The organism is Corynebacterium sp. HMSC055A01 (assembly GCF_001809405.1).
GTDB lineage: Bacteria > Actinomycetota > Actinomycetes > Mycobacteriales > Mycobacteriaceae > Corynebacterium > Corynebacterium hesseae.
The window spans coordinates 17,679-38,970 of the sequence record NZ_KV797588.1; the positions used below are offsets into that span (position 1 = coordinate 17,679).

The window sequence follows — 21,292 nt, forward strand, 5'->3', positions numbered from 1 at the left end:
ATACATAATGCCTGTTTGCCGAGGTCACCGGCCTTTAGCGCACAATTGGCACCATTACCTTTCGGGACTATCGTCAACCGCGGTTAGCTCGCAGTCGTCGCGCCACCCCTTTGGCCCCGACACGCTGACCCCTCTTTGCAGATTATTGCCCTAGTCCTGAAAGGGATCACGCTCGTGTCAGCGACTCTTATCATCTTGGCCATCGTGGTCATCACGGCACTGGCCTTCGACTTCACCAACGGTTTCCACGACACAGCCAACGCTATGGCGACGTCGATTGCCACCGGCGCACTGAAGCCGTTCACCGCCGTTGCCATTTCCGCCGTCCTCAACCTCATCGGCGCATTCCTCTCCGTCAATGTGGCCGCCACCGTGGCCAAGGGAATCGTCAACCTTGACCAGTACGATGTCTCCGTCCCCGCCGACGGCGACGCCCTGCTCATGGTCGTCTTCACCGGCCTCATCGGCGGCATCACCTGGAACCTATTTACCTGGCTCCTTGGTATGCCGTCTTCATCCTCCCACGCCCTCTTTGGTGGCCTCATCGGCGCTGCCTTCGCAGCCCTGGGCACCGGCGGCGTGGCGTGGTCCTCCATTGTCGGCAAGATCATCATCCCGGCTATTGCCTCCCCACTCATCGCCGCTCTGGTTTCCGCCTGCGGTACCGCCCTGGTGTACTGGGTGACCAACACCATCCCGAGCAAGGTCAAAAACGAGCACTTCCGCCACGGCCAGATCGTGACCGCCTGCCTCGTATCCCTGGCCCACGGCACCGGTGACGCACAGAAGACGATGGGCGTTATCTTCCTTGCCCTCGTTGCCGCTGGCGAGGCCAACTCCGATTCCCGCATCCCGACCTGGGTCATCGTGGCCTGTGCCGTCGCGATTGCCGCCGGCACCATGTCGGGCGGCTGGCGCGTCATCCGCACCCTGGGCAAGGGGCTGGTTGAGATTGAGTCCCCGCAGGGCATGGCCGCTGAGGCCACCTCCGCCGCCATCATCCTAACCTCCGCCACCGGCGGTATGGCGCTGTCCACCACCCACGTGTCCACCGGTTCCATCCTGGGTACCGGCCTGGGCCGCAAGGGGGCGAAGGTTCGCTGGGGCGTCGCCATGCGCATGGTGGCCGCGTGGCTCATCACCCTTCCGTGCGCCGCCTTCGTCGGCTTCGTTACATGGTGGATTGCCAACGGCGTTGGCGCAGCCACCAACACCATGGTGGGTGCCATCGTTGACCTGATCATCCTGCTGGGAATGGTCGCCCTCATCCTCCTGCGCGCTCGCCGCAACCCGGTTGACGCTAATAACGTCAACGACGACTGGGACGAGGACTCCGAGTCCGTCGACTCCTCGATGTCTCACCGCGAAAAGGTCGCCGCAGGCGTTTCGACCGGCAACGCCCCCGGCGCCGCAGACGCCGTCAATGATGTGGTCAAGTCCCACACCGCCAACAAGGACAACTAAGGATTCCAATCATGACCGCAATGGAAATCGTCACCGCCCTCATCCGTGTGGCTGCACTAGCTCTCGCCTTCGGCGCGGGCATCCCGCTCCTCTTCGCTTTGGGCATGCGCTGTATGACCGGCGACCCCATCCGCAACGCCGAAGGCGTCGTCGTTGATGACACCGCAGCCTCACCCCAAATGAAGATGCTTGGCTGGACGGTATACGCCGTTCTTGGCTTCGTCATCCTTATCGCTATCACATGGATTGCAAAGGACTCCATCGCCCACTACTTCGGCTGGGAGCCTTTTGCCGGAATCGCTGGCGGACACTAAGCCCCTAACACCCCTCCCACCGACAGCACCGACAGCCCCGTCGCCCTACACGGCGGGGCTGTCTTTTTGTCTTTATTAATTCTCCCCCGCGGTGGGAAGCTCATGAGTGTCCCTGGTCACACATCAGCCAAGGTAAACAAAAAGTTAACTTAACTTGAAATCTATGTAGCGTTTTGGGCGTTTACGCGATATAGTTGGTGAATCCCAACGGTACGGTACCCCGTACCTTTACTACGAGAGGCAAAAAAGGGGCGAGCAAGAATGAATACTATTTCCGGCTTTATTTCCACCATTGCTAACACATTCAAGACCGCCACCGGCACCGGTCTTGACACCATTACCGCTGCACCCATTGCAGCACAGGTGGCAGAAGATCTACTCAAGCACGATCTCATTCCGGCAACCCATACCGACATCGAGGAAAGCTTCGCCGCCCTCACGGGCGACTTCCCCCGGGAAGGCGACCTTGCCGAGGTAGAACTTTTCCTCGACAGCTTCGGATGGCTTGCATAAAATCCTTCACCAAACCCCGTCCCCATGGGCGGGGTTTTCTCATGCGACCACCCTTCAAACGGCGCATTTCGCGCCCACTACACTGTCAGCCATGCACCCAACACGCCGTTTGCGAGGATTCCCTCATCTTTTCCACCGCCCCTCACCTGCCCGAACGTAAAATGTGAGCGAAATCACCCGTGCGCCGCTATACATTCCCATACAAAACTTCTCTACACTGCCAAACATGACTATTTCCTCACATTTGTCGGAGCTTGACTCCCTGAGCGCCGACACCACCGCAGGCAAGATCGCTGAACTGAAGAGGCGTCGCGAAGCAGCGGCGCAGCCCATGGGCGAGAAAGCCCACGAAAAGGTCCACGCCCAAGGCCGCCTCACCGCACGTGAGCGCTTGGACTATCTCCTCGACGAGGGCTCCTTCGTCGAGACCGATATGCTCGCCGTGCACCGCACCACGGACTTCGGCATGGGCAAGAAGCGCCCACTGACCGATGGCATCGTCACCGGCTGGGGCACCATCGACGGCCGCGAGGTCTGCATTTTCTCCCAGGACGGAACCGTCTTTGGTGGCGCACTCGGTGAGGTCTACGGCGAGAAGATGATCAAGATCATGGAGCTTTCCATCACCACCGGCCGCCCGCTCATCGGCCTATACGAGGGTGCCGGCGCCCGCATCCAGGACGGCGCCGTGTCCCTGGACTGGATTGCCAAGACCTTCTACCAGAACGTCAAGGCTTCCGGCATCGTCCCGCAGATCTCCGTCATCATGGGCGCGTGCGCCGGCGGCAACGCCTACTCCCCTGCCCTGACTGATTTCGTGGTGATGGTGGACAAGAAGTCCAAGATGTTCGTCACCGGACCAGACGTCATCAAGACCGTCACCGGCGAAGAAGTCAGTCAAGAAGAACTCGGCGGCGCGGGCGTCCACATGCACAAAGCAGGAACCTCGCACTACACCGCCGCCAGCGACGAGGAAGCCCTGGATTGGGTCCACGACTTGCTGACCTACCTTCCCTCCAATAACCGCCAGCTGACCCCGGTTGAGCCCTACGAAGACCTGGGCGAAGAAACCGCCGACGACCTCATGCTGGATGAGATCATCCCGGATTCCCCAAACCAGCCCTATGACGTCAAGGAGGTCATCGAGGCCCTCACCGATGACGGTGACTTCCTGGAGATCCAGGCCGACCGCGCCGATAACGTGGTCACCGCCTTCGGACGCATCGAAGGCCGCACTGTTGGTTTCGTTGCTAACCAGCCCCAGGTCTTCGCCGGCTGCCTCGACATCGATTCTTCCGAGAAGGCCGCCCGCTTCGTGCGCACCTGCGATGCCTTCAACATCCCTATCATCATGCTTGTCGACGTCCCCGGCTTCCTCCCCGGCGCCGACCAAGAACACGACGGCATCCTGCGCCGCGGCGCCAAGCTGCTCTACGCCTACGCCGAAGCCACCGTTCCCAAGATCACCGTCACCCTGCGCAAGGCATACGGCGGCGCCTACTGCGTGATGGGCTCCAAGGGGCTGGGCGCGGACATCAACCTGGCATGGCCCACCGCCCAGATCGCGGTCATGGGTGCAGCAGGTGCCGTCGGTTTTATCTATCGCAAAGAGATCAAGGCAGCCCATGAGAAAGGCCTCGACGTGACGGAACTGACCAAATCCTTCGAGCGCGAATACGAAGATCACATGCTCAACCCGTATAAGGCAGCAGAGCGCGGGCTTATCGACGCCGTCATTCTCCCCTCCGAAACCCGCAGTGCAATCGCTAAAAACCTGCGCTTCTTCACGGACAAGAATGTCGCGCGCCCATCGCGCAAGCACGGAAACATCCCGCTCTAGGCCGCGCTCGTTTCAGCACAAATCAGTGCAGCAGAAGCACTGTATTACACTAGTGTTCCATGACTGACTTGAAGACGACCGCTGGCAAGATCGAGGACCTGAGCGCCAAGCTCACCGAGTCCCGGGCGCCGCAGGGAGAAGTCCCGGCAGCCCGCAGCGCCATCGAGGCGCTCTTTGACGCCGGCTCCTTCGTGGAGACCGACGCCCTTGCTCGCCACCGCTCCACCGAGTTCGGCCGCGAGCACATCCGCCCCTACACCGATGGTGTCGTCACCGGCTTCGGCACCGTCGATGGCCGCAAGGTCTGCGCCTATGCGCAGGACGCCTCGTTGTTCGACGGCACCATGGGCGAGGTCTATGGCGAAAAGGTCACCAAGCTCTATGACCTGGCCATTAAGACCGGCGTGCCCATCGTCGCGCTCGTTGCCAGCGATAAGCCCCGCGCCCAGGAGGGCATCGTCTCCTCCGCCATGCAGGCCCGCATCCTCGCCCGCGCCACCACCGCCTCCGGCCTCATCCCGCAGATCACGGCGGTTTACGCGGAGTCCAAGGAGGCCTCGCTCGTGGCCGCGCTGTCCGATGTCGTCATCGCCCCCGACGGCGACGTGCAGGCGGACGGGGAGCACGAGGTGAGCGTCGCCAAGCGCGTGCTCTCCTATCTGCCCTCCAATAACCGTGCCGCCGCGCCCCGCACCGAGGCCACCATCGTTGCGGGTTCGGTGGAAGACAACATCAGCGAGGCCGACCACGCGCTCGATACCCTCGTGGGCGATGACGGCGCCGTGGATCTCGCCGACGTGGTCACCGCTACCTGTGAGGATGTTTTCGAGCTCGGCGCCTGGGTGCGCGGGGTCTTCACCGGCTTCGGCCGCGTGGAGGGACGCACGGTGGGCATCATCGCCAACCGCGACTCTCTCGATGCCGCAGCCGCCGCCAAGGCCGCGCGTTTCATTCGCCTGTGCGATGCCTTCAACACCCCCATCGTCGAGTTCGTCGACTCCCCGGCTCTGGATGTGGAGAAGGCAGCGTTGGCCAAGCTCGTGCATGCTTATGCTGCGGCGAGCGTGGGCAAGATCAGCGTGATCGTGCGCCGCGCGCACGGCACCGGCTACATCGCTTTCGGTTCCAAGGAGCTCGGTGCGGACCTGTCCTATGCGTGGCCGACGGCCGAGATCGCCGTGGCCGATGCCCCTGAACTGGCCGCTGAGCTGGAGCTGAGTGAGGACGAGGCCGCAGCCTACCTCACCCCGTACCAAGCCGCTGAGCGCGGTCTCGTCGATTCCGTTATTACCCCGGCAGCCACGCGCGGTTCCCTCATTGAGGGACTGCGCCTGCTGGATCGCAAGATTATTCCGACCCTGCCGAAGAAACACGGCAATATCGTTTTGTAGAGGTTTCCCCATGACCGCTTCCCTGTTTACCGTTCTCAACGGCAACCCCACCGACGCTGAGGTGGCGGCCCTGACCACGGTGCTCAGCCAGCTCGACTCCGAGGCGCGTGCCAAGGCCGCCGATACCCGCTCCGAGCGCGACCTGTGGGGCCAGCCGGGCGACGTGTTTAACCCGTCCGCCTTCCGCAACGTCCGCTACTACTAAGCACATGCGCCTGGTTCTGGCTTCTCAGTCCCCGTCCCGCCTGTCCATCCTGCGGGGTGCGGGCGTGGAACCCGTCATTGCCCCGGCCCACGTGGATGAGCGGGCCATCGAGGAGCGCCTGGCGGGTGCTGAGCCCGCCGAGATCGTCTGCGCACTCGCCACGGCCAAGGCAGAGGCCATTGCCCCGGACTATCCCGAGGACGTCGTGGTGGGCGGGGATTCCATGCTGCTTCTCGACGGCTCCCTCCAAGGCAAACCCCACACCCCCGAGGCCACCGTGGAGCGCTGGCACGCGCAGGCCGGCCGCGCCGCGGAGCTCATCACCGGCCACTGCGTGCTGCGCGGCGAGGAGCGCTTCGTGGAGGCCTCGCGCACGACGGTGCACTTTGCGGAAGCTACTGCCGCCGATATCGAGGCCTATGCTCGCACCGGCGAGCCGCTGGAATGCGCCGGCGCCTTTACCCTGGAGGCCCTCGGCGGTTGGTTCATCGACCGCATTGAGGGCGATCCTTCCTCCGTCATCGGCCTTTCGCTGCCGGTGCTGCGCCGCGCTCTGTATTCCTTTGGACTCAACGTTTCCGACTTCTGGGCCCAGCCCTAATTCGGGGCGAGCCCTTCTAGTTGCGGGTGAATCCATCCAGCTGCGGGCGAACCTTTCTAGGTTCGCCCCCTCGCTGCCACATGGCTAGAGTGGGACGGCATGGAAATGAAAGATATGCTCGCTCCCCCGCCCATCAAGCTGCCGGCCGATCCGGGTGCTGACAGCACCTCCGATCTCACCGCAGGAATTGTCGCCCACCCGGATTCCCCGCTGCTGTGGGCACTGCTGGCGGAGCAGGAACTAGACAAGCACAAGGGCGCTGAACCCACCGCTTTCATCACCGCCTACGCTTATGCGCGTACCGGCTACCACCGCAGCCTCGACCGCCTGCGCGGCAATGGATGGAAGGGCTGGGGCCCTGTCCCCTTCTCCCATGAGCCTAACCAAGGCGTGCTGCGCGCGATTGCCGCACTGGGCCATGCTGCAAAGGCCATCGGTGAGGACGCGGAGTATGACCGCATCCGTCAAATGCTTTCCGACGCCGACCCCGAGTCCGTCGCCACGCTGCTGGACTAAGCAGCCAGTAGCGCCGTTGCGCGCTATCCCGCCTACCCCGGTCCGCCACATGGTTCTAGTCAACTGGTTCTACTCAAAAGGTTTAGCTGGGGGCAGGTGAACCATCTAGGTGCCCACAGATGGTTTGTTTAGGGGCACACGAACCTTCTGACCCGAACCATATGACTGGAACCATCCGTGGCGGCTAACGGGCCTCTCCGACGGGCATAGGGCTTTAAATACAAAAATCCCGCGGACCTCAAATAATGAGGCCGGCGGGATTAGTCTGTCTGCCCTAAAGCAGCGCAGGGATTGGTATGCGATTAAGCCTTGTCGCCGTCTGCCTTAGCAACAAGATCACCGGTGTTCTGCGCGGTGCGGATGTTTGCCACGAAGAACTCCAAGATCAAGCGGAACTGGATGACATAGAAAAAGAACGCGATTCCGCCAAAAATGACAGCGCCCAGGAACGCCAAGATTCCGCTGACAAAGCTGTCAGCAAAAGCCACGAAAGAGAAGAGGATCAATCCTGCCCAGGAGAGTCCTGCCAAAATGACGAGCAGAATGTAGATGAAGGAGGAGAACTTCAGGGTGACAAAGCTGCTGAAGGAGAAGTCAAACAGCGCCTTGAAGAAGCCCGTGCTCTTAGAAGAACCACCGTTCTGTGCGGCCTGCTGCGGGTACTGATTGTTCTGTGGAGAGGCAGCAAAGGGCGAGTTCTGCTGACCGAAGCCCTGCTGTTCCTGCGTACCAAAGCCCTGCTGGCTTTGGGAGCCGAACCCTTGCTGCTCCTGTCCACCAAAGCCCTGGTTCTGCTGCTGGTAGCTACCAAAACCGGACGTGGAGTTGGAGTGAGAAGCCTGGGCGCCGAAGCCATCACCAGACTGCTGCCCAAAACCCTGGCTCTGGTTGGATTCTGCCTGCGCACTGCCGCCAAAGCCTTCGCTGCCAAAGCCGCTGTTGCCGTAACCGTGGTTGCCGTAGCCCTGATTCGAGTTCGTCGCCTCAGCGGAGTGCTCGGCGCCAGCACTGCTATCGGAGTTGTAGGAAGCGTAGGAGGCGCCAAAAGAGTCATGGTTAGCGCGGGTGTCATGGCTTTCAGACTTGTTGTCAGATGACTCCGTGTTGGCAGAACCAGAGGCGGACTCAGACGCAGCAAAGCTGGAGCCAAAAGTGCTGTCCTTGGCCTCACCTTCAGACTCCGGCTGCGAATTCTGGGAAGACGCACTTCCGAACGAGGAGGTCTCAGCGGAGCTCTCGGAGTAATCGCCGTAGCCGGCCTGGCCGCCCCAGCCGAAGTTGGAGTTCTGTCCCTGGCTGTTCCACCCAGAAGCAGAATTATCGCTGCCGGACTGAGAGCTACCGTAGCCGCCAAAGCTACCGAAGCTGTTGTTCCCAGCGTTGTCGCCGTGGGAACCGTGAGCGTTGTAGTCGCCAGCGTTGTTATCGTTCTTGTCGCCGTTCTCACCAAACTGGTTGGGGTTCGTCATAGTTTTTAGACCTTTCGGAGAATCATTGATTTTCGCAGTGCGCTACAGCACGATACTGTCATAAATTTTTTACCCCACCGAACGTACCTGAGATCTTGCTCACCGGCAGCGCGAGTTAGGCAAATGCACCCCAGAAAACGACAGTTCCCCCCGCCACGGCAGGGGAAACTCAACAGGATTAGTGCGAAATAAATCGCTTAAGCGTGCTTGGCCTCCACGCGCTTGATGGCCTCAGCAGCCACCTTCTCCTGAATGCCCATGTCCAGCTCAGAGGTGAAGCCCACGCAGGAGCAGTTGATCTCACCAAGGACGTAAGTATCTTCGCCGTTTTCGCCGTCAGCCAGCATGAAGTCCGCGGTCCAGATCAGCGGGATGTTGTCACCGCCGAGCTTCTCTGCGATGACCGGGCGAACGTCAGCGAACATATCGACGAGCTCCTGCCACTCCTCCGGCTTTTGGTAGGTGTACTTGGCGCCGGAGAACAGGGTGGCGGAGAAGGCATCGCCGCCCTCGGCCGGCTTCTTGTGCACCACGAAGACCGGGTCCGGGCCCACGAGAAGAATACGAATCTCACCCTCAACGATGCGCGGCATGAAGCGCATGTCCACGAGCATGCCGTTGTCACCCACGATGTACTGATCGCAGAAGTCCATGAACTCGCCCAGCTCGCGCTCCTCGGAGTGGTTGTCCACAGCCTCGGTGCACTTGATCTTGGTGTCGAGCGACAGAGCCGTGCCCGGCTCGACGGACTCGGCCAGCTTCTCGTCGGCAAGGCGCACGCGCCAGATGCCGGAGCCGGTGGAGCCACGGTTCTGCTTAAGCACGCGCTCGCCGTAGGACAGGGAGGTCGGGAAGGTGTTGTGGAAGGACTCGACGTCGTAGTAGGCGGCGGTATCGGACGGGACCAGGTCGGTGTCGTTGAGCTTGACCAGGGCATCCTTAGCGCCGTAGGCCATCATCTCGTACGGGGTGGACATGCCGACCAAACCAGCGTCGGACAGCTTGGAGAGCAGGTCAAAGTAGCCCTTTTCACCGCCCGGGATGTTGCCCGGGTTCACGCGGGAGATGTAGGCATCAAAATTCTCGGATACATACTCGAAGAGCTTCTCGGACCACTCAGGGCGGTAGAACACGACCTCTGCATGCCAGCCTGCATCCTTGATGCAGTCGACGATTGGCATGGTGTCCTTACGGTGTCCGTTGATCTGCTTGTCTGATCCGCCCTCAACCTCGAAGACGACGATTGCCTTGTGCACAGTAATTCCCTTTCGCTAGGGGGTTGATGAGTGTCACTACTTAAAATAACCCAGGTTTGGCCCGCGCGCTCCCCTACAAAATCGGCCCAACAGAAGGTTAAAAAGCGAGATTAGCGCACTTTTCAGCCCCTGACCTGCATACTTGTTATAACCAGTAAGTGCGAAGCGGCACAACCCGCCCAAGAAATGTATCCAACACCACAAAAGGCTCTCCCCCGTGACCACTTTTCGGCCAAGCACGCTAGAGTTGAAGCGAACGTTCCCCCTTAACGAGAAAGGCAGGTGGACCGTGGCCGAATTCGACCCGAATCCCCCTTTCCAGGAATACGCGCACCCCGAGCGTCTCGTGTCCGCACCGTGGCTATCCGCGCGACTGGGCATTAACGGCCTCCACGTGATCGAGGTCGATGAGGATTCACTCCTCTACGATATCGGCCACATCCCCACCGCTATCCGTATCAACGTCCAGACGGAACTGCTCGATAGCACAACGAGGGACATCATCAGCGCCGAAGACTTCACCGCCCTCCTTCGCTCGAAGGGCGTCGAGCGCGATGACACCGTCATCCTGTACGGAGACAAGTCCAACTGGTGGGCCGCGTTCGCCCTGTGGATCTTTGAACTGTACGGCCACGAAGACGTGCGGCTTCTCGACGGCGGCAGGGACGCCTGGATGTCCGAAGAACGCGATACTTCCTTCATGGTTCCCGAACCATCCGTTTCCTCTTATCCGGAGGTTTCCCGCGAAGAATCCTCTCGCATCTTCGTCGATGAGCTGCGCGGATCCACCGCCACCGTTGTCGACACCCGCAGCCCAGACGAGTTCTGCGGCGAAGCCGCCTTCAAGAACGGAACCGGCGAGTCTGCCTACGGCACCACCTTGACGCACGGCCATATTCCCGGGGCCATCAACTTGGAATGGGATCGCGCGGTCTACCCCAACGGCTGCTTCCGTACACTCAGCGAGCTCAAGGTCAACTATGGTGAGCTAGAGCCCGCAACGGAAACCGTCCTTTACTCGCATGTCGGCGCTCAGGCCGCGCACACCTGGTTTGTGCTGAAGTACCTGCTCGGCTTCGACACCCCGCGCGTCTACGATGGCTCGTGGGCAGAGTGGGGCAACATGGTTCGCATGCCCGTTGAGCGCTAGCAACACGCCGAAATAAGCCCGCATCCTCGCTGGTGCGGGTTTATTTTTTGACACGAAACCAAGACGTGACGGTATCCTCATGTTTTGGTGTGCAAGAATAGTACGCAGTCCTATCAGAAAAATTGGAGGAGGGTTCCTGCCGTGGCAGTTGAAACCAAGAACATCACCAAGGTCCTCGTGGCCAACCGCGGTGAGATTGCGGTCCGCGTCATCCGTGCGGCTCGCGATGCCGGCATCGCATCCGTAGCGGTTTATGCCGAGCCCGATGCTGACGCCCCATTCGTCACGCTTGCCGACGAAGCCTTCGCACTCGGCGGCCAAAACTCCGCTGAGTCTTACCTCGATATCAACAAGATTCTCGACGCCGCCTCCAAATCCGGCGCCGACGCTATCCACCCCGGCTATGGCTTCCTCTCCGAGAACGCCGACTTTGCCCAGGCCGTCATCGACGCCGGCCTGATCTGGATCGGCCCCTCGCCGCAATCGATTGCGGACTTGGGTGACAAGGTCACCGCCCGCCACATTGCCGAGCGTGCCGACGCGCCCATGGCACCGGGTACCAAGGATCCCGTCGCCAGCGCCGAAGAGGTCGAGGCCTTCGCCGACGAGCACGGCCTGCCCGTTGCCATCAAGGCTGCCTTCGGCGGCGGTGGCCGCGGCATGAAGGTCGCTCACACCCGCGAGGAGATCAAGGACCTCTACGAGTCCGCCACCCGCGAGGCCACCGCAGCCTTCGGCCGCGGCGAGTGCTTCGTTGAGCGCTACCTGGATAAGGCCCGCCACGTCGAGGCGCAGGTCCTGGCTGACCAGCACGGCAACGTCGTCGTCATGGGCACCCGCGACTGCTCCTTACAGCGCCGCTTCCAGAAGCTCGTCGAAGAGGCCCCTGCCCCCTTCCTCACCGATGAGCAGCGCGCCTCCATCCATGAATCCGCCAAGCGCATCTGCCGCGAGGCCGGATACTACGGCGCTGGTACGGTGGAGTACCTCGTAGGTGCGGATGGACTCATCTCCTTCCTCGAGGTCAACACGCGCCTCCAGGTGGAGCACCCCGTTACCGAAGAAACCACCGGCTACGACCTCGTTCGCGAGCAGTTCCGCATCGCCGAGGGCCGCGAGCTTTCCATCGCCGAGGACCCGACCCCGCACGGCCACGCCTTCGAGTTCCGCATCAACGGCGAGGACGCCGCTGCGGGCTTCATGCCGGCTCCTGGAACCATCGTCTCCTACTCCGAGCCTTCCGGCCCGGGCGTGCGTATGGATTCCGGCGTGCGCGAAGGTTCCGTCATCGGCGGACAGTTCGATTCCATGCTGGCCAAGCTCATCGTCTGGGGCCCGGACCGCGAGACCGCCATCGCGTGCGCACGCCGCGCGCTGTCCGAGTACCGCATCGAAGGCCTGCCCACGGTTATCCCCTTCCACCAGGCAATCCTCACCGATCCTGCCTTCACCGCCGAGGACGGCAACTTCACGGTCTACACCAAGTGGATCGAGGAAGAGTGGGTCAACGAGCTGCCCGAATACACCGACACCGCCGAAGCACCTGAGGATGAGGACCAGGAAGCACCCCAGAAGTTCGTCGTCGAGGTTGGCGGCCGCCGCATCGAGGTTGCCCTGCCGGGCAACTTGCTCTTGGGTGGCGGCAACAAGCGCAAGAAGTCGAAGAAGCGCCGCGGTAAAGGCGCAGCAGCCAACGTGTCCGGTGACGCCGTGACCGCACCGATGCAGGGCAGCGTCATCAAGGTCGCCGTCGAAGAAGGTCAGGAAGTCGAAGAGGGCGAGGTCGTCGTCGTCCTCGAGGCCATGAAGATGGAAAACCCTGTCAAGGCCCACAAATCCGGCACCGTGACCGACCTCAAGGTGTCCACCGGCACGCAGATCAACAAGGGCGAGCCGATTCTGGAGATCAAGTAATTTGCCGATGCTTCCTTACGGCCTGGGAGCACTGCAATAACCTTGCTTCAGTCAGCAACGTTACATACTCTTTGTACGTGATACCCCGGTGGAGCTCTGCTCCGGGTCACTGACTCGCTGAGTACAACTTACCGGGGTGCTGACTTGTCGCTCTGAGGGGATGCAACAGTGGCGCATCAGGATAGCGCCACCAACTCCACTCGAACCACTCAGTGAGTAGCTAGATTCAGAGATCAAGTAGCCTCGAAAGGCATGAGCGTTAACGATTCTGAGTTCGGTGTACGGTTGGCCAAGGAGCACGACCGTACCTACCTCTCCCGTCTCCTTTTCCTCGCCGATGTCCTCGGTGACGAGGACGCCCATATCGGGGATTTCCACACCCCTGACGTAGGACTGTACGTTGACGAATGGTCGCCCCATGTCGACGGCGGCGTCATCGCAGTCTCCAGCCACCGCGTCCCCGTCGGTGGTGCGTGGCTGCGCTACTACACCACTGAAGCGAAGGGTGCCGCCTACGCCGGCAACCCCGAGGCCGATCCTTTTGATGAGTCCCAGTGGGCCACCGACCTCGACCCGGAGGAGATCCCCGAGCTCTTCATTGCTGTGGAGTCCCGCTACAGGGGCTTAGGCGCTGGGCGACGCCTCCTGCGCAACGCCTGCGACCTCGCCGAGGCGCAGCAGGCTCCCGCCGTATCGCTGTGGATTGAGCCGGAGAATACCGGCGCCCGCAAGCTGTATGAATCCGAAGGCTTCGTCGACATCGACGTGCCCGGCCGCCCGGATGCTCACGTGATGCTCAAGCGCTTCTAGTACGCAAACCGACAAAAGGTGTCGACTATACTCGACACTTCCTCGGTTTCTTGTAAAAGTGTCGACTATACTCGACGCCTTCGGCGGCGCGCCGACGACAGCGCCAAGAGCGACGTTGCTCACCCACCCATGACCCAAGTCGGGTGACAACGACCGTTTCCGTAGAACGCTGCACGTATCTTCGCGAAACGGATTACCTTCTTCGCACCCCTCGCAACGCACAGCATCTGCATGCCTCCATCGACATGCTGGAGACATCTGCCAAAAGGCGTTTTCACGGCTAAAAACGCCTTTTACTCATTGCAGATGGCGTTCTTGGACCCAAAGATGCCTTCTGCCAGATGCCTTTTACGAGGCACGCCCTCCTGACTTAGGCCAATGCAGTGCGGAAAAATCCCACCCCACCGCCGAAAACCACCGGTGAGCAGCGCCAAGAATGACGCTGCTCACCCATCCATGACCTAAGTCGACTTTTAGTTGATAACGGCGATGAGGTCGCCGCCCTCCACCTTGGTGGCGGCGCCAATGGCGACGCGCTCGATGGTGCCATCCTTGGTGGCGGAAATAGAGGCTTCCATCTTCATGGCCTCGATGACGGCGATCTGGTCGCCGGCCTTGACCTCGTCGCCAGGCTTGGCGGTCGGGTTCACCACGCCGGCGAACGGTGCGGCCACGTGGCCCTCGTTGGACGGATCGGCCTTCTCCACGGTGGCGACGGTGGACTCGACGTTGTTGTCGCGCACCTTGAGCGGGCGGATCTGGCCGTTGACGTTGAGCACGACGTTGCGGATGCCCTTCTCGTCCGGCTCACCCATTGCGTCAAGACGCAAGGTGACGGGCTTGAGGTCCGCGCGGTCGTTGGAGCCCTCCGGGAAGTGGTGAACAATGTAGTCCTTACCTTCTTCCAGACCGTAGAAGAAGACCGTGTCCGTCAGCGCCTCGGTGTTGCCGTAGGTGCGGCGGAACTCGTTGAACTCCTCGAACTGCTTCGGGAAGAGCAGGCGGTTGAGGGAAGCGCGGCGCTCGGTGGAATCATCCGAAGCCAGGTGCTTCTTCTCATCCTCCGGCACGGGCTTGACGGTGACGTCGCCAGGCGCGCGGCCCTCCAGGACCTTATCGCGCAGCGGCGGCCAACCACCCGGAGGCGTACCGAGCTCACCGCGCAGGAAGGCGATGACGGAATCCGGGATGTCGTACTTGGTGGGGTTCGCCTCAAAGTCAACCGGGTCTACGCCAGCGCCCACAAGGTGCAGGGCGAGGTCACCGACCACCTTGGAGGACGGGGTCACCTTGGTCGGGCGGCCGAGCATCTCATTCACCGCAGCGTAGGTGTCCTCGATGATCTCGAAGCGATCCTCCAAGCCCAGAGCGGTAGCCTGCGCGCGAAGGTTGGACAGCTGGCCACCTGGAATCTCGTGGCGGTAGACGCGGCCGGTCGGTCCAGGAATACCCTTCTCGAAGGGCTGGTAGAGCTGGCGGACGGCCTCCCAGTACGGCTCAAGGTCGGAGACGGCCTTGAGGGAGATGCCGGTATCACGAGAGGAGTTCGAGAATGCCGCGATGATGGCGGACAGCGAAGGCTGGGAGGTAGTGCCCGCCAGCGGCGCGGAAGCACCGTCGACGATGTCGGCACCAGAAAGCGCTGCCGCGTAGTAGGTGGCCAACTGACCGCCAGCGGTGTCGTGCGTGTGCACGTGAACCGGCAGGTCGAACTCCTTGCGCAGAGCCATAACCAGCTTCGATGCGGACTCCGGACGCAGCAGGCCCGCCATGTCCTTGATAGCCAGGACGTGAGCGCCGGTGTTGACAATCTCCTCGGCCAGCTTGAGGTAGTAGTCCAGCGTGTAGAGCTTCTCATCCGGGGAGCACATGTCGCCAGAGTAGGCCATAGCGACCTCAGCCACGGTGGTGTTGGTCTCCAGGACGGCGTCGATAGCCGGGCGCATCTGGGTGACGTCGTTCAGCGCGTCGAAGATGCGGAAGACATCCACACCAGACTTGGCGGCCTCCTGCACGAAACCGGTGCACACATCGTTGGAGTACGGCGAGTAGCCCACGGTGTTGCGGCCGCGCAGCAGCATCTGGATGTTCTGGTTCGGCATGGCCTCACGCAGCAGATCCAGGCGCACCCACGGGTCTTCCTTGAGGAAGCGCATGGCGACGTCGTAGGTCGCACCGCCCCATGCCTCCACCGAGTACAGCTCCGGGGTCATGCGGGCGACGGCTTCAGCGGCGGTGACCAACGCGGTACCGCGCACGCGGGTGGCCAGCAGGGACTGGTGGGCGTCACGGAAGGTGGTATCAGTGACGGCAAGAGCGTCCTGCTTGCGGATCTTCTCCGCCCACTTTTTCGGGCCCAGCTCCAACAGTTCATCGCGGGAACCGCGCGGCAGCTCAGAGTTAAAGTCCAGATCCGGCAGCTTGTCGAAGGGGCGCAGGGTGGTCGGGCGCTCGCCGTTCGGCTTGTTGACGGTCACATCAGCGATGTAGTCGATGATGCGGCCAGACTCATCCACGGCCGGTGGGGCCTTGAGCAGGTCCGGGTGCTCCGGAATGAAGCTGGTGTCCACGCGGGTGTTGACGAAGTCCGGCTCGCGCAGCAGTGCGCGCAGGAAGCCGATGTTGGTGGCCACGCCGGCCACCGTGAACTCGTTGAGCGCGCGCTGCGCACGTGCCACGGCCTGCTCAAAGTTGACTCCACGGCAGGTCATCTTCACCAGCAGGGAGTCGAAGTTCGGGGAGACCTCAGCGCCGACGGCCGTTGCGCCGTCGAGACGCACGCCTGCGCCGCCCGGCGAGCGGTACTGGGTCAGCGTGCCGGTATCCGGGCGGAAGCCATTGGAGGGATCCTCGGTGGTGATGCGGCACTGGAGCGCCGCGCCGGTGATGTGGATGTCCTCCTGCTTGAGGCCCAACTCCTCGAGGGAGAAGCCCGCCGCAATCTGCATCTGGGACTTCACGATGTCCACGCCAGTGACCTCCTCGGTCACGGTGTGTTCCACCTGCACGCGGGGGTTCATCTCGATGAAGACGTGGTTACCCTTCTCATCGACGAGGAACTCGACGGTGCCGGCGCCTTCGTAGTTGATGTGCTCGCAGAACTTCACGGCGTCCGCACAGATGCGGTCACGCAGCTCTGGGTCCAGCGTGGGTGCCGGGGCGATCTCGACGACCTTCTGGTGACGGCGCTGCACGGAGCAGTCACGCTCAAACAGGTGCAAGACGTTGCCGTGGGAGTCAGCCAGAATCTGCACCTCGATGTGCTGCGGACGAATCACCGCGGTCTCGAGGTAAACGTTGCCATCGCCGAAGGCTGCCTCAGCTTCGCGGGAGGCCTCAGCACACTTGGTCTTGAGCTCCGCCTCGTTCTCGATGAAGCGCATACCGCGGCCGCCACCGCCGGCCACTGCCTTCACGAAGACGGGGAAATTAAAGTCCTTGGCGTATTCCGCCAGCTTGTCGACGTCCGTCGAGGGCTTCGAGTCCTTCAGAGTCGGCAGCCCCGCCTCCTGGGCAGCGGCTACCGCGGCGGCCTTATCACCGGTCAGGTCCAAGGTCTCCGGGGTCGGACCAATGAACTTAATGCCGTTGTCACGGCAGGCACGCGCCAAATCGGCACGCTCCGATAGGAAGCCGTAACCAGGGTAAATGGCATCTGCGCCGGACTTCTTGGCGGCGCGAATGACCTCATCGATGTCGAGGTATGCCTTGACCGGCTGGCCCTCGGTACCGATGCGCACTGCCTCATTGGCAAAAGCGCGGTGGAAGGAGTTGCGGTCTTCCTTTGGATAAATTGCAACGGTCTTGGAGCCGACCTCAAAGGCAGCGCGGAAGGCGCGCACGGCAATCTCACCGCGGTTGGCCACCAAGATCTTAGAGAAGGACTTGTGAGCAGTATCAGACACTGGGAGTGATCCTTTCAGATAAGCACAATACGAACTTAAGGATAGTGTCCGAGGCGACAATGCGGGCGGAAATCGGTATACCAAACAACAGAAATTCACGCGCCGCAGGGGACTCGGACAAAGAATTAAAACCAGCGCACGAAGAGAATCGTTCGTGCGCTGGTTTTATGTTCTCCGTTAGCTAATGCTGCATTAGCGAACTTTGCTTTTCTAGATCTGCTTCGGCGGAACGGAGCGCTGCTCCTTGCCGTTGTAGGCAGACAGCGGGCGGATGAGGGAGTTGTTCTCGTTCTGCTCCACGATGTGTGCGGTCCAGCCGGTGATGCGGGCCATCACGAAGATCGGGGTGAAGAACTCAATGTCGAAACCAAGGATGTGGTACGCGGGGCCAGCCGGGAAGTCCAGGTTCGGCTGGATCTTGATGGAGGTGTTCTCGTACATGGTCTTGGCCATCTTCTCGTACATCTCCACCCACTGCTCCTGGCCGTGGTCCTTGGCCAGCTCGCGGAAGGCAGCCTCCATGGTCGGAACACGGGAGTCACCGTTCTTGTACACGCGGTGACCGAAGCCCATGACGAGCTCCTTGTTCTTGAGCTTGTTGAGCGTCCACTCCTCTGCCTTGGCCGGGTCACCGACCTCCAGGAAGTTCTTCATCACGGCCTCGTTAGCACCACCGTGTAGCGGGCCCTTGAGGGCGCCGATGGCGGCGGTGACGGCGGAGTAGGTATCCGACATCGTGGAGGTCACCACGCGGGCAGCGAAGGTGGAGGCGTTGAAGGAGTGCTCAGCGTAGAGGATGAGGGACTTATCAAAGGCCTCAATATCGGAGCGCGACAGGGCCGGCGAGCCCTCCTCCTCACCGAAGACCATCCACAGGAAGTTCTCCGCAAAGCCCTTCTTGCGGGAAGGCTCGATGTAGCCCTCACCGCGGCGACGGCGGATATCGAGGGCGACGATGGTCGGCAGCTTCGCCATGAGCTCCAGCGCGGTGCGGCGGATGTGCTCGGAATCCTTGGTGTACTCCTCCGGATCCTGGGAACCAATGAAGGAGACTGCGGTGCGCAGAACGTCCATCGGGTGGCAAGACTTCGGCATGGAGGTGATCAGGTCAATGAGGTGGCGGTCCAGGTGGCGCAGCGCCTTCTCACGAGCGGAGAAACGGACCAGTTCATCCTGGGACGGCAGCTCGCCGTTCCACAGCAGGTAAGCAACCTCCTCGAAGGAGCAGTAGCGTGCCAGCTCCTGGACCGGGTAGCCGCGGTAGGTCAGGGAGTTGGTCTCCGGGACAACCTTGGACACGGCGGTCTCATCGACGACGACGCCGTACAGGCCCTTGCGGATTTCTGGGGTTTCAGACATGGTGTTTTCTCCTTTTTATTGGGTTCTAGTGTGAGTTTCAGGCCGTGTGCCCTAGTCGAAGGTGGGCTTGTAGCTGTCCTTGGAGTAGGTGAACACGCTCTGGTCGAAGGCGTTGTACTCGTCGTAGCGCACCAGCTCATACAGGCGGGAGCGGTGCTGCATGCGGTCGAGCCATTCCTCGGATTGCAGGCCGGTTTCCTGCATGTCGCGGAGGAATTCTTCGGTAGCGCCCATGGCCACGCGCAGGGTGGATACCGGCCAGATGACGGCGTTATAGCCCAGCTCCTCGATGCGCTTGGCGGACAGCAGCTCGGTCTTGCCGAACTCCGTCATGTTGGCCAGCAGCGGGGTGTCCACGGCGGCGCGGAACTTTTCAAAGTCCTCCGGCGAGTACAGGGCCTCAGTGAAGATGAGGTCCGCGCCGGCGTCGGCGTAGGCCTTGGCGCGCTCGATGGCCTCATCGATGCCGTGGATGCCGGCGGCATCGGTGCGCGCACAAATGATGAAGTTCTCATCGCGGCGCTCGTTGACCGCGGCGGTGATGCGGCGAACCATAAGGTCCGTCGGCACCACTTCCTTGCCATCGAGGTGACCGCAGCGCTTCGGGTTGACCTGGTCTTCCAGGTGGCAGCCGGCCAGGCCGGCGTCCTCCAGCGCGGCAACCGTACGGGCGGCGGACATGGGCTCGCCGAAGCCCGTGTCGGCGTCGACAAGCACAGGCAGGTCCGTGGCGCGGGCAATGTGCCCGGCGCGCTGCGCCACCTCAGTGAGGGTGGTGAGACCAATGTCCGGCAGACCCAAATCATTAGCCAGCACCGCGCCGGAGACATAGACGCCGCCGAAGCCGCCGATGTCCTGGATGAGCCGCGCGGTCAACGGGTTGAAGGCGCCCGGCAGCGTGGTAATTCCCGGTGCGTTCAGCGCCTCGCGGAAGCTCTTGCGCTTGTCTGCATTGCTGGTAGTAGAGCCAAATAGGCCAGCCATTTAGAACAGTCCCTTCGGGGTCTCGGGTGCGGTGGCGATAGCCTCGTCGGTGAGGCGAACGTTGAGCTCGCTCAGGTCGGTGAGGTTTTCCAGGTTCTGGGCGGCAGCGAGGAAGCGCTCCTGTTCCTCCTCCGATACCTTGCCGGCGGCGAGCTTCTTGAACTTGTTGATGTACTCCTCGCGGCCGAAGGGGCGGGCGCCGAGCGGGTGGGCGTCGGCCACCGCGCGCTCATCCTCAATCACGGTGCCGTCCTTGAAGGTAATGACAGCCTTGCCGCCGAAGGCCTTCTCCTCCAGGTCGTTGGAGTGGTAGCGGCGGGTCCACTCGGGGTCCTCGACGGTGGAAATCTTGTGCCACAGGTCGATGGTGTCCTGGCGGTGCTTGCGCTCGTCGGAGTAGGAGGTCTCGTAGTCCCACTCGCCGTCCTGCAGGGCCACGGCGAAGATGTACATGATGGAGTGATCCAGAGTCTCACGGGAGGCGTTCGGGTCCATCTTCTGCGGGTCGTTGGCGCCGGTGCCGATGACGTAGTGGGTGTGGTGCGAGGTGTGCAGGACGATGGACTCGATGTCCTCCACCTTCAGGCCCTTCTCAGCCAAGGTCTTCTTGAGGGCAAAGGCCATGTCAATCGGGGCCTGTGCCTGGTACTCCGCGGAGTGCTCCTTGGTGTAGGTGTCCAGGATGGCGCGCTTTTCCTCGCCCTCAGCCGGGAGAGGGACGGTGTAGGTGCGCTCCGGAGAGTGGAGCATCCAGGCGATGAAGCCGTCCTCGCCTTCCCAAATCGGGGCCGGGGCACCCTCGCCGCGCATGGAGCGGTCTACTGCTTCGATGCCCATCTTGCCGGCAAACGCCGGTGCATAGGCCTTCCAGGAGGAGATGAGGCCCTTGCGGGACTGGCGGGTGGCGGTGGTGGTGTGTAGCGCCTGGCCGATGGCCTGGTAGATGGTGTCGACGTCGAGGCCGAGCATGGTGCCGATGCCCGCGGCGACGGAGGGGCCGAGGTGCGCCACGTGGTCGATCTTCCACTCGTGAAGGCAAATGCCCTTGACCAGGTTGACCTGGATTTCGTAGCCGGTGGCGATACCGCGGATGAGCTCCTTGCCGGTCAGCCCCTTGTGCTGTGCCACGGCCAGGATTGGCGGGATGTTATCGCCCGGGTGGGAGTATTCGGCGGCGAGGAAGGTGTCGTGGTAGTCCAGCTCGCGCACGGCAGTGCCATTGGCCAGGGCTGCCCACTCGGCGGAGTAGGTGCCGTCAACACCAAAGATGGTGGCTCCGCCTTTTTGAGCCGGGTGGGCCTGAGCGATGACTCGGGCGGAGGTCACCGGGCGGCGGGTGGCAGAGGCCACGGCCACGGAGGCGTTATCGATGATGCGATTGATGATCATCTCGGTGGTCTCGGCCGGAACCTCAACGGGATCTGCTGCGACCTTGGCAATCTTGTACGCCAGGTGCTCTTCGATGGGGAAGTTCTCAGCGGACTTGTGGGTACGTACTTCGTGGTTAATCAACGGGGTTTTCCTCCTAGACAACAACGGCTGCGATAGCCATCACACTATCCCCCGCCCGTGTGGCCTGCCACATGTGTAAACTGTGTTTA

The 21,292-nt window shown here is 61.8% G+C and carries 17 protein-coding genes; 11 read left to right on the top strand and 6 right to left on the bottom strand.

Going from position 1 to position 21,292, the window contains the following annotated elements:
• The first annotated feature begins 174 nt into the window (after positions 1–174).
• The 8 genes from HMPREF2604_RS08460 (at position 175) to HMPREF2604_RS08495 (ending at position 6,844) form a co-directional block, all read left to right on the top strand.
• A complete protein-coding gene (locus tag HMPREF2604_RS08460) occupies positions 175–1,464 on the top strand; it encodes an inorganic phosphate transporter (protein ID WP_070564889.1) in 1,290 nt (429 codons plus the stop codon).
• An 11-nt stretch (positions 1,465–1,475) separates the two neighbouring features.
• Entirely contained in the window at positions 1,476–1,778 is a 303-nt protein-coding gene (locus HMPREF2604_RS08465; protein ID WP_070564892.1) for a hypothetical protein, read from the top strand.
• A gap of 261 nt (positions 1,779–2,039) precedes the next feature.
• Positions 2,040–2,291 carry a hypothetical protein gene (locus HMPREF2604_RS08470; RefSeq protein WP_070564895.1) on the top strand — a complete coding sequence of 84 codons (252 nt, stop codon included), beginning with the start codon at positions 2,040–2,042 and terminating at the stop codon, positions 2,289–2,291.
• Positions 2,292–2,517: 226 nt separating this feature from the next.
• On the top strand, positions 2,518–4,131 hold the full coding sequence (locus HMPREF2604_RS08475) for an acyl-CoA carboxylase subunit beta (RefSeq protein ID WP_070531065.1): 1,614 nt from the start codon (positions 2,518–2,520) through the stop codon (positions 4,129–4,131).
• A gap of 59 nt (positions 4,132–4,190) precedes the next feature.
• Complete coding sequence (locus HMPREF2604_RS08480; RefSeq protein ID WP_070564898.1) at positions 4,191–5,522, top strand: carboxyl transferase domain-containing protein; 1,332 nt, start codon at positions 4,191–4,193, stop codon at positions 5,520–5,522.
• A 10-nt stretch (positions 5,523–5,532) separates the two neighbouring features.
• Entirely contained in the window at positions 5,533–5,727 is a 195-nt protein-coding gene (locus HMPREF2604_RS08485; RefSeq protein WP_070528100.1) for an acyl-CoA carboxylase subunit epsilon, read from the top strand.
• 4 nt (positions 5,728–5,731) lie between these two features.
• Positions 5,732–6,328 carry a Maf family protein gene (locus HMPREF2604_RS08490; RefSeq protein WP_070564901.1) on the top strand — a complete coding sequence of 199 codons (597 nt, stop codon included), beginning with the start codon at positions 5,732–5,734 and terminating at the stop codon, positions 6,326–6,328.
• Positions 6,329–6,427: 99 nt separating this feature from the next.
• On the top strand, positions 6,428–6,844 hold the full coding sequence (locus HMPREF2604_RS08495; protein WP_012714873.1) for a DUF3151 domain-containing protein: 417 nt from the start codon (positions 6,428–6,430) through the stop codon (positions 6,842–6,844).
• A gap of 302 nt (positions 6,845–7,146) precedes the next feature.
• Here the strand turns inward: HMPREF2604_RS08495 and HMPREF2604_RS08500 are convergent, their stop codons facing one another.
• Complete coding sequence (locus tag HMPREF2604_RS08500; protein ID WP_070564904.1) at positions 7,147–8,313, bottom strand: DUF4282 domain-containing protein; 1,167 nt, start codon at positions 8,311–8,313, stop codon at positions 7,147–7,149.
• A 197-nt stretch (positions 8,314–8,510) separates the two neighbouring features.
• Entirely contained in the window at positions 8,511–9,569 is a 1,059-nt protein-coding gene (locus HMPREF2604_RS08505; RefSeq protein WP_070564907.1) for a Cj0069 family protein, read from the bottom strand.
• Between the two features lie 289 nt (positions 9,570–9,858).
• On the opposite strand from HMPREF2604_RS08505, the gene HMPREF2604_RS08510 reads away from it, so the two are divergent.
• From HMPREF2604_RS08510 to HMPREF2604_RS08520, 3 genes are all read left to right on the top strand, one after another.
• Positions 9,859–10,719 (top strand): sulfurtransferase, encoded by an 861-nt coding sequence (locus HMPREF2604_RS08510; protein WP_070564911.1) that lies wholly within the window; start codon positions 9,859–9,861, stop codon positions 10,717–10,719.
• A gap of 141 nt (positions 10,720–10,860) precedes the next feature.
• Positions 10,861–12,633 (top strand): ATP-binding protein, encoded by a 1,773-nt coding sequence (locus HMPREF2604_RS08515; protein WP_070564914.1) that lies wholly within the window; start codon positions 10,861–10,863, stop codon positions 12,631–12,633.
• Between the two features lie 252 nt (positions 12,634–12,885).
• Positions 12,886–13,443: a GNAT family N-acetyltransferase gene (locus HMPREF2604_RS08520; protein ID WP_070563901.1), complete on the top strand. Its 558-nt coding sequence runs from the start codon at positions 12,886–12,888 to the stop codon at positions 13,441–13,443.
• Positions 13,444–13,916: 473 nt separating this feature from the next.
• Here the strand turns inward: HMPREF2604_RS08520 and HMPREF2604_RS08525 are convergent, their stop codons facing one another.
• From HMPREF2604_RS08525 to prpD, 4 genes are all read right to left on the bottom strand, one after another.
• Positions 13,917–17,348, bottom strand: coding sequence for a pyruvate carboxylase (locus HMPREF2604_RS08525; protein WP_070563898.1), 3,432 nt, complete (start codon positions 17,346–17,348; stop codon positions 13,917–13,919).
• A gap of 210 nt (positions 17,349–17,558) precedes the next feature.
• A complete protein-coding gene (locus HMPREF2604_RS08530) occupies positions 17,559–18,707 on the bottom strand; it encodes a bifunctional 2-methylcitrate synthase/citrate synthase (RefSeq protein WP_070530628.1) in 1,149 nt (382 codons plus the stop codon).
• A gap of 51 nt (positions 18,708–18,758) precedes the next feature.
• Positions 18,759–19,691 carry a methylisocitrate lyase gene (gene prpB, locus HMPREF2604_RS08535; protein ID WP_070563895.1) on the bottom strand — a complete coding sequence of 311 codons (933 nt, stop codon included), beginning with the start codon at positions 19,689–19,691 and terminating at the stop codon, positions 18,759–18,761.
• Entirely contained in the window at positions 19,692–21,203 is a 1,512-nt protein-coding gene (prpD, locus tag HMPREF2604_RS08540; RefSeq protein WP_070563892.1) for a 2-methylcitrate dehydratase PrpD, read from the bottom strand.
• Positions 21,204–21,292 lie beyond the last annotated feature (89 nt).

What these genes read in the sequence shown, in the direction of transcription:
- HMPREF2604_RS08495 (WP_012714873.1), top strand. Translation starts at nt 6,428, where the DNA reads ATGGAAATGAAAGATATGCTCGCTCCCCCGCCCATCAAGCTGCCGGCC.
- HMPREF2604_RS08530 (WP_070530628.1), bottom strand. Translation starts at nt 18,707, where the DNA reads ATGTCTGAAACCCCAGAAATCCGCAAGGGCCTGTACGGCGTCGTCGTC.
- HMPREF2604_RS08520 (WP_070563901.1), top strand. Translation starts at nt 12,886, where the DNA reads ATGAGCGTTAACGATTCTGAGTTCGGTGTACGGTTGGCCAAGGAGCAC.
- HMPREF2604_RS08490 (WP_070564901.1), top strand. Translation starts at nt 5,732, where the DNA reads ATGCGCCTGGTTCTGGCTTCTCAGTCCCCGTCCCGCCTGTCCATCCTG.
- HMPREF2604_RS08485 (WP_070528100.1), top strand. Translation starts at nt 5,533, where the DNA reads ATGACCGCTTCCCTGTTTACCGTTCTCAACGGCAACCCCACCGACGCT.
- HMPREF2604_RS08470 (WP_070564895.1), top strand. Translation starts at nt 2,040, where the DNA reads ATGAATACTATTTCCGGCTTTATTTCCACCATTGCTAACACATTCAAG.
- HMPREF2604_RS08465 (WP_070564892.1), top strand. Translation starts at nt 1,476, where the DNA reads ATGACCGCAATGGAAATCGTCACCGCCCTCATCCGTGTGGCTGCACTA.
- prpB (WP_070563895.1), bottom strand. Translation starts at nt 19,691, where the DNA reads ATGGCTGGCCTATTTGGCTCTACTACCAGCAATGCAGACAAGCGCAAG.
- HMPREF2604_RS08480 (WP_070564898.1), top strand. Translation starts at nt 4,191, where the DNA reads ATGACTGACTTGAAGACGACCGCTGGCAAGATCGAGGACCTGAGCGCC.
- HMPREF2604_RS08475 (WP_070531065.1), top strand. Translation starts at nt 2,518, where the DNA reads ATGACTATTTCCTCACATTTGTCGGAGCTTGACTCCCTGAGCGCCGAC.
- HMPREF2604_RS08500 (WP_070564904.1), bottom strand. Translation starts at nt 8,313, where the DNA reads ATGACGAACCCCAACCAGTTTGGTGAGAACGGCGACAAGAACGATAAC.